Below are 16,775 nucleotides of genomic sequence, written 5' to 3'. Positions count from 1 at the left end.
ATAAAAAAAGCCTTTCACAAATGGAAAGGCTTTTAAGATAATATTGTAAGACTAAATTACTTCTTAAATTTAGCGTATTTGTTTTTAAATTTATCGATACGTCCTGCAGTATCTACCAATTTAGATTTACCAGTGTAGTAAGGATGAGATGTTCTAGAAATCTCCATTTTAACTAAAGGATATTCAACACCATCAACTTCAATAGTCTCATTTGTTCTAGCCGTAGATTTCGTAAGGAAAACGTCCTCATTAGACATGTCTTTAAAAGCTACTACTCTATAATTTTCTGGATGTATATCTTTTTTCATCGCTAACTGCTTTTGTTTCTATTCAAAAATTCGAGGTGCAAATTTAAGTATTTTTATATTATCTGCAATAATTTTTACAAATTTTATTTTTAAATTTTTCTGTAACGTTTTGTTATCTTTGTTTACTAACTAGCGTTAATCAACTAAATCCCTAATAAAATGGAAAAATCACTTAAATCTATTTCAATAAATAATGGCCTTGTTTTAGGGCTTATTTTGTCTGTAATAACCGTATTAATTTACGCTGTAAATTTAGATCTTTTTACAGAATGGTGGCTAGGTATTCTTCTCTTTTTATTAGCGGTAGGCTATAGTACTTTCTCTGCTATTCAAGTCAAAAGAAAGTCTGGTGGCTATCTAACTTTTAAGGAAGCCTTTAGCTCCTATTTTATAACCATAGCTATTGGAACAGCCATTTCCTCAATTGTGGGCATCGTCATTTTCACCTTTGTTGATCCAGATGCGGCCAAATATTTAAATGAGCAAATATTACTACTCACCAAACAAACCATGGAACGATTTGGAGCTCCACAAGATGTCATTCAAGAAGCCTTGGTAGAAGCTGAGAAAAAGGACAATTTCTCCTTGGTTGCACAATTACAAGCCTATGTATGGAGAATTTTATTCTATGGTGTTATAGGGGTTATAGTGGCCTTAATAGTCAAAAAAAACAATCCTAACGAAGAATAATTTTCTATTTTTGAATCGGATTCCAAAATCAAGGAAATTTAATGAACATATCGGTAGTCATACCTCTTTTAAATGAAGAAGAATCTTTGAATGAATTATATGATTGGATTGCAGGCGTTATGCAATCCAATCGCTTTTCATACGAAATCCTTTTTATTGATGACGGCAGTACTGATAGATCGTGGGACATAATCAATCAGCTTTCTAACAATAATCCACAGGTTAAAGGCATTCAATTCCTTAAAAATTTTGGAAAATCCCAAGCTTTACATGCCGGTTTTGAATTAGCACAAGGCGATGTCATCATTACCATGGATGCTGATTTACAAGACAATCCTGAGGAAATACCTGAGTTGTATGATATGGTTCAAAACCAACATTATGATATGGTTTCTGGATGGAAGAAAAAAAGATATGATTCCGTCATTTCAAAAAACCTTCCTTCCAAGCTTTTCAATTGGGCAGCCAGAAAAACTTCAGGAGTAAAATTACACGATTTTAACTGCGGATTGAAAGCTTACAAGAAAACGGTTGTAAAAAACATTGATGTAAGTGGTGAAATGCACCGCTACATTCCCGTTTTAGCAAAGACGGCCGGCTTTTCAAACATCGGCGAAAAGATAGTACAGCATCAAGCTAGAAAATATGGTCAGACCAAATTTGGTATGGATCGATTTATAAATGGTTTTTTAGATTTAATAACTATTTGGTTTTTATCTCGATTTGGTAGACGTCCCATGCATCTTTTTGGTGCCTTAGGGGTGTTGATGTTTGCTATAGGATTTGGGTTTTCATTGTATCTAGGAATTGATAAATTATTTCTTCATCCGCAGGGAAGACTCATCACCCAAAGACCTCAATTCTATTTGGCACTGGCCACAATGGTCATTGGAACTCAGTTTTTTGTTGCCGGGTTTTTAGGAGAACTCATTTTAAGAAACCGACCAGATAAAAAACGCTACCTCATTAAGGAAAAATTAAATGTACTTTAGGTTTTATATCCTATAACTCCATAAGCCAAGGTAATTTCTTATTTTTACAAAAATAAATTGAATCAATCATGACACACTTTGAACCTGAATTACTTGACAGAATAAACACATGGTTAACCCCATCATTTGACAAGGAAACCCAAAAAGAAATCAAAGATTTAATGGCTTCAAATCCTAAGGAGCTGGAAGAAAGTTTCTATAAAGATTTGGAATTTGGTACAGGTGGCATGCGAGGTGTCATGGGATTAGGAACTAACAGAATCAACAAATATACCTTGGGTAAGAACACACAAGGTTTAAGTAATTATCTACATAAATCATTCCCTCAAGGAGGAATCAAAGTAGCTATTGCTTATGATTGCAGACATAATAGCAAAACATTAGCCAAGGTAGTAGCTGACGTGTTTTCGGCTAATGGAATCAAGGTTTTTTTATTTGAGGATTTAAGACCAACTCCCGAGCTATCATTTGCAGTTAAGTATTTAGACTGTCAATGTGGTATCGTGCTTACAGCTTCCCACAACCCGCCAGAATATAATGGTTACAAGGTTTATTGGCAAGATGGCGGACAATTAGTCCCTCCCCAAGATGGTGAAATTATAGAAGAAATCAACGCTTTGGATTATTCGGAAATTAGGTTTGGATCTAATTCTGATTTAATACAATATATAGGAAAAGATGTGGACGATGCCTTTATCAAAGCATCTGTTGAAAATGCCAATTTCACAACAGAAAAGGCTAAAGACAATTTAACCATTGTTTTCACTTCCTTGCATGGGACATCCATCACAACCATTCCTGAAACCTTAAAACAAGCCGGATATAAAAATGTTCATATTGTGGAGGAACAGAAAGTCCCTGATGGCGACTTTCCAACGGTAGCATCGCCGAACCCCGAGGAGCCTGCTGCCTTAAAAATGGCTTTGGAATTGGCCCAAAAAGTCAATGCTGACATAGTTATTGGTACAGATCCAGACAGTGACCGCTTAGGAGTTGCCGTGAGAAATTTAAATAATGAATTGGTTTTGCTTAATGGTAACCAGACCATGGTTGTCATGACAGACTTTTTATTAAACCAATGGAAAGAACAAGACAAGTTGTCTGGCAAAGAATTCATAGGCTCTACTATTGTTTCAACTCCCATGATGCAAGAACTCGCAGATGCATATGGTGTTGAGCTAAAGGTAGGATTGACTGGCTTTAAATGGATTGCCAAAATGATAAAAGATTTCCCAAACCAAAGTTTTGTAGGAGGTGGTGAAGAAAGTTTCGGATTTATGGTTGGTGATTTTGTTAGAGATAAAGACGCTGTGACCTCAACGCTACTTGCATGTGAAATAGCTACTCAAGCTAAGGCTGAGGGTGGTTCATTCTATGAAAAATTACTTTCCCTTTATGTCGATCACGGATTTTATAAAGAACGCTTAATTTCCATGACCAAAAAGGGAATTGAAGGCGCCCAAGAAATCAAACAAATGATGATAGATGCTCGAGAAAACCCACTTAAAGAAGTTAATGACAGCCCTGTTACTAAAGTGGAGGACTACCAGCTATCGGTTTCCAAAGACATGGCCACGGGAAAAGAAACATCTATCGATATTCCAAAATCCAATGTATTGATTTATTATACTGAAGATGGAAGTAAAATCGCATTAAGACCAAGTGGGACAGAACCAAAGATCAAATTCTATATCAGTGTCAACGGAAAACTGGACAATGTGTCAAATTTTGATAAAGCGGAACAAAAATTGGAAGCGAAAATCGACGCTATTCTAAAAGATATGAACCTGAATTAAGTGAATGGATTACCTTAAGAAAATACTCCGGTTTGCGATACCTTACAAAAAATACGCATTTTTAAATATCATATGTAATATTTTTTACGCTTTATTCAGCGGATTGTCCTTTGTGGCCTTAATCCCCATGCTGGATATTCTTTTCAATCCCGAGGTAACTAAACAGGAACATGTCAAGCCTGTATATACAGGCATAGGGAATATTAAAGATTATTTCACGGATTACATGAACTATAAAATAAGTGATTTGGTTGGCTCAGATAATTCCAAAGCACTTTTAATAGTTATAATTCTTGTTATTTCCTTATTCCTTTTAAAAAATTTATTTAATTATCTCGGACTTTATTTTGTAACATATCTTAGAAACGGTGTTTTGAAAGACATTCGAAATGAGATGTATGAAAAAACCATGGCTCTCCCCATTTCCTTCTTTTCAGATCGAAGAAAAGGAGATATCATGGCAAGAATCACAAATGATGTGGGAGAGGTACAAAATTCTCTTTTAGCTGTTCTTGAGCTCATCATAAAAGAACCCATGACCATTGTTTTTACGATAGGATTCATGATGATGCTAAGTCTAAAGCTTTCTCTATTTGTATTTATTTTTATTCCTATTTCTGGAATTATTATTTCGGCCATAGGAAAGCAATTGAAAAAACACTCCAATTTGGTTCAAAAAGAACAAGGTGTATTTTTATCTATAATTGATGAAACTTTAGGAGGCCTCAAAGTGATTAAAGGATTCAATGGAGAAAGTAATTTCTTTAAAAAATTCACAGATTCCACATACCGCTATTTTAAATATAACAACAGGTTAGCACATAGACAAAATTTAGCTTCACCTACTAGTGAGTTTTTAGGTATCGTTACAATTGCTACGCTACTTTGGTATGGGGGAAATATGGTATTCAACAAAACTTTGGATGGCTCAACATTTATTGCCTTTATGGGTCTTGCCTACAACATACTTACACCCGCTAAAGCCATTAGTAAGGCAAGTTATGGAGTGAAAAGAGGGAATGCCGCGGCCGAAAGGGTTTTGGAAATTTTGGAAACAAAAAACCCAATGGAGGATAGCCCTAATGCTACCATTAAGAAAGAATTCACAGACAATATATCCTTAAACAACATCACTTTTAAATATGAGAAGGAAGCGGTTCTCAAAAATTTTAATTTAACCGTACAAAAAGGGAAAAGTGTTGCTTTGGTTGGTCAATCTGGAAGTGGAAAAAGCACCATCGCCAATTTAGTAACCAGATTTTATGATGTTCAGGAAGGTAATATTTCAATTGATAACCAAAACATTAAAGATATCACTAAGCATTCTTTAAGAGGATTAATGGGGCTTGTTACACAGGATTCGATTTTATTCAACGACTCTGTAAAAAACAATATCCTTTTAGGCAAGGAAGATGCTACCGATGAAGAAGTCATTGAAGCTTTAAAGATTGCCAATGCCTGGGAATTTGTTAAAGATCTTCCTCTGGGACTCGACACCAATATTGGGGATTCTGGAGCTAAATTATCTGGTGGTCAAAGACAGCGATTAAGTATTGCTCGCGCCGTACTTAAAAATCCTCCGATAATGATTTTGGACGAAGCTACTTCTGCATTAGACACAGAAAGTGAAAGATTGGTGCAAGATGCTCTAGAGAAAATGATGCTCAATAGAACTTCTATTGTGATAGCCCATAGGCTTTCAACCATTCAAAACGCTGATACTATTGTAGTCATGCAAAAAGGTCAAATCGTAGAACAAGGGAATCACTCCGAATTGATGCTTAAAAATGGTGTTTACAAGAAATTAGTGGACATGCAAAGCTTTGATTAATAGAAAATTCATAATGAAATAAAAAAAGGATCAGTTAATTCTGATCCTTTTTTATATGGTAACAGTTAGACTTGGGGCCGCCTAACGGTCATTTAAGTAGGTTGGTGAAACAAACATAAGGCAATATTTCGTTATAACCAAGACAAATTTACATTTAATCGATTTTTTTTGCTTTTAATCGGTATTTATTCGCGCAAACACCTGTTTAACAACCTATTGACTTTTAATAAATATTTAGCATTAGTTCATTAAACTTTTGATACATTCCATGGTCTTATTAAAAAGAATTTTTTGGAGACCGAAGAGATCAAATTAGTTAAGTCATTGCAATCCCAAAATGATGCTGCCTTTAAGGAATTAGTTACCCTTTACAAGGAGCGTCTCTACTGGCATATTAGACATATCGTTAAATCACATGACGATGCTGATGATGTCCTTCAAAACACCTTTATCAAAGTATATCAAAATATTAAAAACTTTAAAGGAGATAGTAAGCTTTATTCATGGATGTACCGTATTGCTACCAATGAATCGATTACATTTATCAATCAAAAAGCAAAAAAACTTCAAATGAGCAATGAAGAAGTAACTGCTCTGGCCATCCAAAATATGAAGTCGGATGTGTATTTTGAAGGAGATGCCATTCAACTGCAATTGCAGGAAGCCATAGCCAAATTACCAGAAAAACAACAATTGGTTTTTAACATGAAATATTTTCAGGATATTAAGTACAAGGATATGGCCGAAATTTTAGATACTAGTGAGGGCGCATTAAAAGCCTCTTACCATATAGCCGTTAAAAAAATAGAAGAATATTTAACTCAAGATTAAACCTTTAAAAAGATTTGAAGTCAAAAATAAGGTATGGAATTAAATAAATTACATAAAACTCAAAATGGTCCTTTTAAAGTTCCTCAAAATTATTTTGAAGAACTTGAAGAGCAAGTCATGGACTTGGTCAAACTGAAATCAAAGATTTCAGATTCTGGTTTTCAAATCCCTGAAAATTACTTGGAACATTTTGAATTTCAAGTCCCTACCCATAAAAACAAACAAGCCCCTAAAGTTATTTCGCTTTTCAATAGAAAAGTTATTATTAGTACTATCAGTATTGCTGCCAGTGTATTGATTTTAATGAACCTTTCCATTTTTCAAAAAAATGCTGTTACTTTCGGGGATATTGATACCCTAACCTTGGAAACCTATCTCTTAAATCAAGAAGATAAATTACAATGGGAAACAATGGTATCTGATTATGATGAACTTTCATCCTCTATTTTAGAGCAAGTTGTCAATGATGACCAATTGGAGGATTATTTATTAAATGCAACAGATATTGAAGACCTTATTCAAGAAGAACAATAACATGAAACGACTAATAATTTTTATTTTCTTTCTAATGACAGTCGCTTACACTCAAGCGCAAAAAATGGATTGGGAAAAAATTAAAACCCTTAAGGTGGCATTCCTCACCGAGAAGTTAAATTTATCTAAGGCAGAAGCTGAAAAGTTTTGGCCTATTTATAATGACTTTGAAGAAAAGTTCAACACCCTCAGAAAAAAAATGTCTGATTCCCGAAATTTTGAAGGAATAGAGACTCTATCAGAAAGTGAATCTAAAAAACGTCTAAGGGAAATAATTGCCCTAGAAAAAGAGAAACATGACGCTCTTGAAACTTATGTAAACGACCTGCAGAGTGTTTTATCGGCCAATAAAATATTATTACTTAAAAAGGCCGAAGATGAATTTAGACATAAAATGTTCAACGAATTCAAGAAACGTAGACACCAGGGACAAAACTAAAAAAAGCAGCTTAAAAGCTGCTTTTTTTTATTCCTTAAAAGTCAGTTTACTTATCCTACCTCTACCGGCAGCATAGGCTATAGAGTCATTTAAAAAACGTATCGTATAAAAGCCATCATCGCTTAAGTGATTCCAACTGCTACCACCATCATTGGAGAAATCAATACCCTTAAAACCTATGGCCACCAATTCCTTCCCTTCCCTATTAGGTACATACTGCACACAACTTCTATAACCTGGGCCTTCATTTGCGCCAACCAATTCCCATGTTTTACCACCATCTTTAGTCCGGATTTTATTGGCTGTATTTTGATCGGGCTGGGTATAATCGCCACCTATGGCTAAACCGTTTAAGGCATCATAAAAATCCATAGAATAAATGCCTTCCGTTTCCTTTTTCTTGACAATAGGAGTATCATAAACCTTCCATGTATGTCCTTTATCTGGCGAATAATAAACACGTCCCATGGTAGTAGCCACCCAAGTTTGGTCTCCCACAATTGCAATGTTTGTGTTACTGGCGGCAAAGGCACCTTCGTTCGCTTTTCCAGCAGGTAAAAGATCACAAGATAATTTAGTCCAAGTATTACCGCCATCTCTAGTGATAATCACACTTAGACAATCATCGGTGGCATCACCAATAGCAATCCCTTCATTTGTGTTCCAGAACTCCATGGAATCATAAAAGGTTTTTGGATCGTCTTCTTTATAAACCAGCTCCATCTTACCCGCATCTCCCGTTTTAAATAGCAATCCCGGACTTCCCACACTCATAATAAAAACATCAACACCATTATTTGCCATACTTCTGAATTCCAATGATAATGAATCCTGATTTACCTGAGATCGTAATACTTCATCTTTACTGATGTTGTACAAACCATAAGTATTATTGTTCGCTGCAAACGCAACACTATTTACATCCATAATATCTATGGCTCTAATACTCAATGTGGAATCTTCTAAAAAGGGTTCTGCAACAACGGTTGTAAAACTCCTAGGCTGGATTGGTTTCTTTTTTTCTTGACAACCAACAGCAAAAACAAACAGTATACCAATAAACACAATAACTTTCATATTCCAAATTTTGTCTAAAAATAGAAAACTTCCGAGAACCTAAGATACCCCAAAAAACTTAAAAACAACTAAAAATCTCGCTTGGGTCGGTTCTCTTCATCAGCATGGATTTTGTTACATATCGCCTTTTTTCCGTCAATTTTGCTGGTTATGATACAAATCACCAAAAAACATTTTCCATACATTATCCATACCGCAGCCATACCGTAACCCTAGAGAAACCTTATTTTTTAATCCCAAAAAGAATTGAGCATCTATTTGTTTTAATCCTCAGCATTTTCTTAATATTTCTTGATACAACTCGATAAGCATTCCATTATATATCAACCAATAAAAACATTACCTTTGCTCCCTAATTTTTTATCATGCGATTACATCGAAATCTTTGCTTTGCCGTTATAGATGGCCTTACCAAAATTTTTAATGAAGGAGAATATGCCGATAAGGTGATACAAGAACTTTTAAAGCGTGACAAACGCTGGGGAAGTCGGGATCGCTCTTTTATTGCAGAAACGACTTATGACATAGTGAGATGGAAACGCCTGTACGCTGAAATAGCCGAAGTTAAAGAGCCTTTTGATCGTGATAACCTTTGGCGCATGTTTGCGGTTTGGGCTACTTTAAGAGGTATCAAGCTTCCAGATTGGAAGTATTTTGAAGGCACACCGAGCCGAAAAATTAAAGGGAAATTTGATGAGCTTTCTAAGATTAGAAAATTCAGGGAATCCATTCCCGATTGGTTGGATGCTCTAGGTGAAAAAGAATTAGGAGAAGCTTCATGGAACAAAGAATTGGCTGCTTTAAACGAACAGGCTGATGTGATTTTAAGAGTCAACACACTTAAAACCAACATCAAAGACCTACAACTTAAACTTCAGACCGAAGGCATAGAAACTGAAACTATTTTCGGCTTTCCTTTAGCATTAAAACTAAAAGAACGAGCCAATGTTTTCGCTACCGAGGCTTTTAAAAATGGTTGGTTTGAAGTACAAGATGCTTCCTCACAACTAGTTGCTGATTTATTGGATGCACAACCAGGCATGCGCGTTGTCGATACTTGTGCAGGAGCTGGAGGTAAAAGTTTACATTTAGCCAGCTTAATGGAGAACAAGGGACAAATCATTTCAATGGATATTTATGGTAACAAATTGGCTGAACTTAAACGTCGAGCCAAACGCAATGGCGCCCATAATATTGAAACCCGAGTCATTGAATCTACCAAAACCATTAAAAAATTATATGATAAGGCAGATCGCGTTTTGATTGATGCACCATGTTCCGGTTTAGGTGTTTTGAGAAGAAACCCTGATGCCAAGTGGAAATTGGAACCAGAGTTTTTGGATCGCATTAAAAATACCCAACAAGATATCCTTCAGAATTATGCCAGAATGGTCAAAAAAGGTGGCAAAATGGTTTATGCTACCTGTTCCATTCTACCATCTGAAAATCAAGAGCAAGTTGACAGATTCTTAACATCGGAATTGGGAAAAGACTTTACCTTTGTTGAAGACCATAAAATTTTATCCCACACATCTGGTTATGATGGGTTTTACATGGCTTTATTAGAAAGAAAAAAATAAATTGAATGAAACATATTTACCTTTTTACATTTTTACTTATCTCTCTTTTTGGTTTCTCCCAAGAACCGGCTGGATATTATGATTCGGCAATAGGAACCGGATTTGAATTGAAATCACAATTAAAGGCCATCATAAATAATACGAATGATGGACTTGATACTGAATATCTTCATAATGCCCAAGACTACAGCGCCATGGATGCCTTTATTGCTGACAATGACCTGGATGTTTATGATAGCTATGAAAATGATAATTCCATTTTAGATGTCTATTCTGAAAACCCTTCCGGAATGGATCCCTACAATTTTACTCCTGTTACCAATGAGTGTGGCAATTATTCTTCTGAAGGTGATTGTTACAACAAGGAGCACGTCATCCCCAAATCGGTTTTTAACGACGCAATGCCCATGTATAGCGATGGCCACAATTTATTACCTACGGATGGCCGTGTTAACGGTTTCAGAAGCAATTACCCCTTTGGAGTAGTTGACGACAATCAATTGGTGTCCCAAAGTGGTATTTCGAATCCGACCATGAACGGGTCAAAATTGGGAGGAAATCTAAACAGTGGTATTTCTGCTGGATATACTGGAACTGTTTTTGAACCTATTGATGAATTTAAAGGGGATATAGCCCGTATTTATTTCTACTTTGCCACACGATATGAAGATCAAATAGATGCCTGGGGAGCTTTTGATATGTTTGATGGAAGCAACAACAATGTTTTTGCTGAACCGTTTTTAGCCATTTTATTGAATTGGCATAACAACGATCCTGTTTCCCAAAAAGAGATTGATAGAAATAATGCGCTTTTTACTTATCAAAACAACCGAAATCCATTTATCGATCATCCAGAATTTGTAGCTCAAATATGGAGCAACACTACAGATACAGAAGCTCCTTCTGCCCCATCCAATTTGGCTACAAGCAATCCTACTGACAACAGTGTTGATTTAAACTGGGACGCGTCAACAGATAATGTTGCTGTAACGGTTTATGATATTTACATAGATGGCGTCTATGCCTTTTCAAATGCCACAACAAGCACAACTGCCACTTCTTTGAGCCCAAACACCACCTATTGCTTTACGGTAAAAGCCAAAGATGCTGCTGGCAATGAATCGGTAGGAAGCAATGAAGTTTGTGAAACAACAACCAATAATGGATCTTCTGGAGACGAAGATTTATTCTTCTCAGAATATATTGAAGGAGGAGGCAATAATAAAGCCCTTGAAATAGCCAATTTCACAGGCGTCACTATCGACGACCTTTCTATGTACACCTTGAAATTAAGCAGTAATGGTAACAGTGGCTGGACGGCAACTTATAGTTTCCCTGCCAATGCCCAAATAACCCAAGGAGATGTTTATGTTATTGCCAACGGAAGCGCAACTATATGCTCTTCAGAATATGATGATTTGAATAACACAATCACGGGGTTCAACGGCAATGATGCTATTGGTTTGTTTAAAAATGATGTACTGATAGATATCATCGGTACGTTGGGAGACGATTCCACATTTGCACAAAACACCACTTTGGTTAGAAAATCTACAGTAAGTGGTCCTTCAACAACTTTTGACCTGAATGAATGGGATTCTTACGCACAAGATACTTGTGATGATTTAGGAAGTCATACCCAAACTTTGGGAACTACAGAGTTTACTTCCAAAACCATCAAAATTTACCCCAATCCGGTTTCTGGCAACACCCTAAATATCGATACCAACAAAACCTTTGATTATAGTATCTATAACATACTAGGAAAACAGGTTTTGAAAGGAATTAGTAAAACAGGAACCATCATGGTACAAAATCTACCTCAAGGTATTTATATTTTAAAACTCAACATTGAAGGGCAAAGTGTTACCAAAAAATTAGTAAAAAAATAAAGCTCTTATATAAATTAAAAAAGGCTATCATTGTTTGATAGCCTTTTTTGTTTATTCGTTTACACTATGAATTCAAATTTTAAATTCTTTATTGAAAACATTCTCCAGAAAGATATAAAACAATTCCTAGCCTTATCTGGCGGTGATATTTCTCAAGCATTTAAAATTGAAACCGATTCTGATAATTATTTTTTAAAAAGCCACCAATCCCCTCAAGCCTTGCACATGTTTCAAGCCGAAAAACTAGGTTTGGAATCAATCGATAAAACCAACATCATAGCTACCCCTAAAATTATTGCTTGCGATCAATTTGAACATCGTTCATTTCTACTCATGGAATTTATTGAAACAAAAGCACCAACTAGTAAAGACCTGTCCTCCTTGGGAAAACAATTAGCTGCATTACACCAAAGAACTTCAAAGTCATTTGGATTAGATTCTGATAATTTCATCGGTAGCTTACCTCAATCTAATCAAGAGCATCATAATTGGAAAGACTTTTATCTTCAAGAAAGGTTGTTACCTCAATTACGATTAGCTAAGAATAAAGGGGTGTTAACAAATAGTGACTGTCCTCCCGAAAACCAAATGAGTATAACTCTGGAGCCCTTATTAAAAGATGTAACCCCATCCCTACTTCATGGCGACTTATGGAGTGGTAATTTTTTAATTTCAGAAAATGGCACTCCCTACCTTATTGATCCTGCCATTTATTATGGAGACAAAGAAGTAGATATTGCTATGACCAAATTATTTGGGGGTTTTGGAGAACATTTTTACGAAGCTTACTATGAAAGTGATGCAGCATCCTCAAAATCAGAATTAAAAATAGAGATTTATCAATTGTATTATTTACTGGTTCATTTAAATCTTTTTGGTCGCTCCTATCATGGATCGGTAGTTTCCATTCTCAAAAAATACTTTTGAAAAGCTGTTAATAATCCAATTAAAATTTAAAAAAGGAGCATTATCAATCTAAAATAAAAGCGTATTTTTGCCCTTTTAAAACACACCTATAATCGACATATAATGATTCATTTCTTTGGAAACGCAAACAGCACCGTTTTTGCTGTTCAAACAACAAAAGAATTATCGACAGAAACCATCTCCAAGTTGGTCTGGTTATTTGGCAACCAACCTAAAATAGAACAAGCATCTTTGGATGCTTTTTTTGTTGGACCGCGTGCGGCCATGATTACGCCTTGGAGTACCAATGCTGTAGAAATCACTCAAAACATGGGGATTTCAGACATCATTCGAATTGAGGAATTCGAAGCTGTTTCTGAAGACTTCAAAGGGTATGATCCAATGATTTCAGAAAAATTCAACGGATTAAACCAAGAATCATTCACAATAGATATCAAGCCAGAACCTATTCTGAATATTGAAGATATTGCGGCTTACAACATTCAGGAAGGGCTTTCTTTAAGTGATGAAGAAGTAGCTTACTTAGAAGGTGTTTCTGAAAAAATTGGTCGCCCGCTAACCGATTCTGAAGTGTTCGGTTTCTCACAAGTAAACAGTGAGCACTGTCGTCACAAAATTTTCAACGGAACTTTTGTTATTGATGGAGAAGAAAAACCGACATCATTATTTAAAATGATTCGTAAAACTTCTGAAACCAATCCTAACGATATCGTTTCAGCATATAAAGACAACGTCGCTTTTGTAAAAGGCCCTGTTGTTGAGCAATTCGCTCCTAAAACTGCCGATAAACCAGATTTTTACGAAACTAAAGAATTCGAATCTGTTATTTCATTGAAAGCGGAAACGCACAACTTCCCTACCACTGTAGAGCCATTTAATGGTGCTGCAACAGGTTCAGGAGGTGAAATTCGTGACCGTTTAGCTGGAGGAAAAGGATCTTTACCTTTAGCTGGAACTGCAGTTTATATGACGTCTTATTCGCGTTTAGAAGAAAACCGTCCGTGGGAACAGGCAATGGACGAGCGTAAATGGTTATACCAAACCCCTATGGATATCTTAATTAAAGCGTCTAATGGTGCTTCAGATTTTGGTAACAAATTTGGTCAGCCATTAATCTGTGGTTCAGTATTAACATTTGAGCACGAAGAAGATGCCAGAAAATTAGGTTTCGATAAAGTAATTATGCAAGCCGGAGGTATTGGTTACGGTAAAGCTGACCAAGCCCTGAAAGCAACTCCAAAAGTTGGAGATAAAGTGGTTATTCTTGGAGGTGAAAACTACCGTATTGGTATGGGTGGTGCTGCGGTATCAAGTGCCGATACTGGAGAGTTTGAATCAGGTATCGAGTTAAACGCGGTACAACGTTCGAATCCTGAAATGCAAAAACGTGCCGCTAACGCGGTTCGTGGTATGGTTGAAAGCGATGAAAACTACATCGTTTCTATTCACGATCATGGTGCTGGTGGACACTTAAACTGTTTATCTGAATTAGTTGAAGAAACCGGTGGACACATCGATTTAGATAAATTACCTGTAGGAGATCCTACTTTATCTGATAAGGAAATTATCGGTAACGAATCTCAGGAACGTATGGGATTAGTGATTGCCGAAAAACATATTGAAACATTACAAAAAATTGCCGATCGTGAACGTTCACCAATGTACACTGTTGGAGACGTAACCGGTAATCACCGTTTTACTTTTGAGTCTAAAACCAACGGACACAAACCAATGGATTTAGCCATGGATGATATGTTTGGAAGTTCTCCAAAAACATACATGCATGACAAAAAAGTAGCTCGCAATTATGCCGATGTTGCTTATAACAAAGAAAACTTCTACGATTATTTAGACCAGTTATTACAATTAGAGGCTGTAGCTTCTAAAGACTGGTTAACCAATAAAGTAGACCGTTGTGTTGGTGGAAAAGTAGCCAAACAACAATGTGTTGGACCATTACAAATTCCATTAAACAATGTTGGTGTGATGGCCTTAGATTACAAAGGTAAAGAAGGTATCGCAACCTCTATCGGGCACTCGCCTATTTCTGGATTAATCAATCCGGTAGCAGGAAGTAGAAACTCGATTACCGAAGCCTTAACCAACATTATCTGGGCACCATTAAAAGATGGATTACAAAATGTGTCTTTATCGGCAAACTGGATGTGGCCTTGTAAAAATGAAGGTGAAGATGCACGTTTATACGAGGCTGTTGAAGCCGTTTCAGAATTCGCAATTGATTTAGGTATAAACGTACCTACTGGAAAAGATTCCTTATCAATGAAGCAAAAATACCCTAACGAAGAGGTTATTGCTCCTGGTACGGTAATTATTTCGGCGGCTGCCAATTGTATCGACATCAATAAGGTGGTTGAGCCTGTATTCCAAAAAGGTGCTGGCGATGTGTATTACATCAACTTATCACAAGACAACTTTAAATTAGGTGGAAGTTCATTTGCACAGATAGTTAACAAAATTGGTAACGACACACCAAATGTTCAATCTGCTGGATATGTTAAAAACGTATTCAACACGATTCAACAATTAATTCTTGACGGACAAATTGTTGCAGGACACGATGTAGCTTCTGGTGGTTTAATCACGACCTTATTAGAGTTATGTTTTGCTGATAATAACTTAGGTGCTGAATTAGATATTACCGCTTTAGCTGAAAACGATTCGTTTAAAGTGTTGTTTGCTGAAAATGCTGGTTTAGTAATTCAGTCGAAAGACGCTTCAATCGAAGCTGTATTATCTGCAGCTAACATTGACTTCTTCAACATTGGAAAAGTAACTGAAAGCGACACGCTAAGCGTGATTAATAATACTGATGTATTTACTATGACGGTATCTCGTTTACGTGATATGTGGTATAAAACATCATTCTTATTAGACCAAAAACAAACAGCTAACGGCTTAGCACAAGACCGTTACGACAACTATAAAAATCAACCATTACAGTACACCTTCCCAAGTCACTTTACAGGGAAACTTCCGGTAATCGATGCGAGTAAACCAAGACCAAAAGCAGCGATTTTACGTGAAAAAGGAAGTAACTCTGAGCGTGAAATGGCAAATGCGATGTACTTAGCCGGATTTGATGTGAAAGACGTTCACATGACCGATTTAATTTCTGGTCGTGAAACCCTTGAAGACATTCAGTTCTTAGGTGCTGTTGGTGGATTCTCTAACTCTGACGTTTTAGGTTCTGCTAAAGGTTGGGCAGGAGCCATCAAATACAACGAAAAAGCGAACGAAGTGATTAAAAACTTCTTTAAACGTGAAGACACACTTTCAGTTGGTATTTGTAACGGTTGTCAGTTATGGATGGAATTAGAATTGATTAACCCTGAGCACGAGGTTCATGGTAAAATGGTTCACAACAATTCTCATAAACACGAAAGTGCATTTACATCGGTAACTATTCAGGAAAACAACTCGGTAATGTTGTCAAGCTTAGCAGGAAACACTTTAGGAGTTTGGATTTCTCATGGTGAAGGTAAATTTAACTTACCAAAATCTGAAGACCAGTACAACATTGTTGGTAAATACGCTTACGCGGAATACCCACACAATCCAAACGGATCGGATTACAACACTGCTATGATGTGTGATTCAACAGGGCGTCACTTAGTAACGATGCCTCACATTGAGCGTTCTACATTCCAATGGAACTGGGCACACTATCCAAAAAACAGAAAAGATGAAGTTTCACCTTGGGTTGAAGCTTTTGTGAATGCCAGAGAATGGATTGAGAAAATTTAAATTGATTTAGATACAATCATAAAACCCCGATATAAATTTATATCGGGGTTTCTTTTTAACCGGATAATTTATCACCTAAGTTATTGATCATTACATGGATAATTTGTAAGAAT

General features: G+C 36.2%; 13 protein-coding genes. 11 read left to right on the top strand and 2 right to left on the bottom strand.

Annotation, left to right across the window (positions count from 1 at the left end):
• Positions 1-56 precede the first annotated feature (56 nt).
• Positions 57-308 (bottom strand): type B 50S ribosomal protein L31, encoded by a 252-nt coding sequence (locus tag ZA07_RS11290; protein WP_053971786.1) that lies wholly within the window; start codon positions 306-308, stop codon positions 57-59.
• 159 nt (positions 309-467) lie between these two features.
• Here ZA07_RS11290 and ZA07_RS11285 point away from each other — a divergent pair, with 159 nt between their 5' ends.
• The 7 genes from ZA07_RS11285 to ZA07_RS11255 all read left to right on the top strand — a co-directional run bounded on the left by ZA07_RS11285 (position 468) and on the right by ZA07_RS11255 (position 7,421).
• On the top strand, positions 468-998 hold the full coding sequence (locus ZA07_RS11285; RefSeq protein WP_053971785.1) for a DUF4199 domain-containing protein: 531 nt from the start codon (positions 468-470) through the stop codon (positions 996-998).
• A gap of 41 nt (positions 999-1,039) precedes the next feature.
• Positions 1,040-1,990: a glycosyltransferase family 2 protein gene (locus ZA07_RS11280; RefSeq protein ID WP_053971784.1), complete on the top strand. Its 951-nt coding sequence runs from the start codon at positions 1,040-1,042 to the stop codon at positions 1,988-1,990.
• A gap of 68 nt (positions 1,991-2,058) precedes the next feature.
• Positions 2,059-3,786, top strand: a complete 1,728-nt coding sequence (locus ZA07_RS11275; RefSeq protein WP_053971783.1) for a phospho-sugar mutase — start codon at positions 2,059-2,061, stop codon at positions 3,784-3,786.
• 4 nt (positions 3,787-3,790) lie between these two features.
• Positions 3,791-5,617, top strand: coding sequence for an ABC transporter ATP-binding protein (locus ZA07_RS11270; protein WP_053971782.1), 1,827 nt, complete (start codon positions 3,791-3,793; stop codon positions 5,615-5,617).
• Positions 5,618-5,908: 291 nt separating this feature from the next.
• Complete coding sequence (locus ZA07_RS11265) at positions 5,909-6,448, top strand: RNA polymerase sigma factor (protein WP_053971781.1); 540 nt, start codon at positions 5,909-5,911, stop codon at positions 6,446-6,448.
• Positions 6,449-6,481: 33 nt separating this feature from the next.
• The gene (locus ZA07_RS11260; RefSeq protein ID WP_053971780.1) at positions 6,482-6,982 is read left to right on the top strand and encodes a hypothetical protein; all 501 of its coding nucleotides are present in this window, start codon (positions 6,482-6,484) and stop codon (positions 6,980-6,982) included.
• A 1-nt stretch (position 6,983) separates the two neighbouring features.
• Entirely contained in the window at positions 6,984-7,421 is a 438-nt protein-coding gene (locus ZA07_RS11255) for a hypothetical protein (RefSeq protein ID WP_157492123.1), read from the top strand.
• A 27-nt stretch (positions 7,422-7,448) separates the two neighbouring features.
• On the opposite strand, the gene ZA07_RS11250 is transcribed toward ZA07_RS11255, so the two are convergent.
• Entirely contained in the window at positions 7,449-8,498 is a 1,050-nt protein-coding gene (locus ZA07_RS11250; RefSeq protein ID WP_053971778.1) for an oxidoreductase, read from the bottom strand.
• 365 nt (positions 8,499-8,863) lie between these two features.
• Between ZA07_RS11250 and ZA07_RS11245 the strand changes: the two genes are divergently transcribed.
• From ZA07_RS11245 to purL, 4 genes are all read left to right on the top strand, one after another.
• A complete protein-coding gene (locus tag ZA07_RS11245; protein WP_053971777.1) occupies positions 8,864-10,078 on the top strand; it encodes an RsmB/NOP family class I SAM-dependent RNA methyltransferase in 1,215 nt (404 codons plus the stop codon).
• A 5-nt stretch (positions 10,079-10,083) separates the two neighbouring features.
• Positions 10,084-11,970, top strand: coding sequence for an endonuclease (locus ZA07_RS11240; RefSeq protein ID WP_053971776.1), 1,887 nt, complete (start codon positions 10,084-10,086; stop codon positions 11,968-11,970).
• A gap of 66 nt (positions 11,971-12,036) precedes the next feature.
• Complete coding sequence (locus ZA07_RS11235) at positions 12,037-12,897, top strand: fructosamine kinase family protein (RefSeq protein WP_053971775.1); 861 nt, start codon at positions 12,037-12,039, stop codon at positions 12,895-12,897.
• Positions 12,898-12,999: 102 nt separating this feature from the next.
• Positions 13,000-16,662, top strand: a complete 3,663-nt coding sequence (gene purL, locus ZA07_RS11230) for a phosphoribosylformylglycinamidine synthase (protein WP_053971774.1) — start codon at positions 13,000-13,002, stop codon at positions 16,660-16,662.
• The last annotated feature ends 113 nt before the right edge of the window (positions 16,663-16,775 follow it).

Origin of the sequence: Mangrovimonas sp. ST2L15 (genome assembly GCF_001280515.1) — a bacterium.
Lineage (GTDB): Bacteria > Bacteroidota > Bacteroidia > Flavobacteriales > Flavobacteriaceae > Mangrovimonas > Mangrovimonas futianensis.
This window is presented reverse-complemented; position numbering and strand designations above follow the sequence as displayed.

What these genes read in the sequence shown, in the direction of transcription:
- ZA07_RS11290 (WP_053971786.1), bottom strand. Translation starts at nt 308, where the DNA reads ATGAAAAAAGATATACATCCAGAAAATTATAGAGTAGTAGCTTTTAAA.
- ZA07_RS11285 (WP_053971785.1), top strand. Translation starts at nt 468, where the DNA reads ATGGAAAAATCACTTAAATCTATTTCAATAAATAATGGCCTTGTTTTA.
- ZA07_RS11280 (WP_053971784.1), top strand. Translation starts at nt 1,040, where the DNA reads ATGAACATATCGGTAGTCATACCTCTTTTAAATGAAGAAGAATCTTTG.
- ZA07_RS11275 (WP_053971783.1), top strand. Translation starts at nt 2,059, where the DNA reads ATGACACACTTTGAACCTGAATTACTTGACAGAATAAACACATGGTTA.
- ZA07_RS11270 (WP_053971782.1), top strand. Translation starts at nt 3,791, where the DNA reads ATGGATTACCTTAAGAAAATACTCCGGTTTGCGATACCTTACAAAAAA.
- ZA07_RS11260 (WP_053971780.1), top strand. Translation starts at nt 6,482, where the DNA reads ATGGAATTAAATAAATTACATAAAACTCAAAATGGTCCTTTTAAAGTT.
- ZA07_RS11255 (WP_157492123.1), top strand. Translation starts at nt 6,984, where the DNA reads ATGAAACGACTAATAATTTTTATTTTCTTTCTAATGACAGTCGCTTAC.
- ZA07_RS11250 (WP_053971778.1), bottom strand. Translation starts at nt 8,498, where the DNA reads ATGAAAGTTATTGTGTTTATTGGTATACTGTTTGTTTTTGCTGTTGGT.
- ZA07_RS11245 (WP_053971777.1), top strand. Translation starts at nt 8,864, where the DNA reads ATGCGATTACATCGAAATCTTTGCTTTGCCGTTATAGATGGCCTTACC.
- ZA07_RS11240 (WP_053971776.1), top strand. Translation starts at nt 10,084, where the DNA reads ATGAAACATATTTACCTTTTTACATTTTTACTTATCTCTCTTTTTGGT.
- ZA07_RS11235 (WP_053971775.1), top strand. Translation starts at nt 12,037, where the DNA reads ATGAATTCAAATTTTAAATTCTTTATTGAAAACATTCTCCAGAAAGAT.
- purL (WP_053971774.1), top strand. Translation starts at nt 13,000, where the DNA reads ATGATTCATTTCTTTGGAAACGCAAACAGCACCGTTTTTGCTGTTCAA.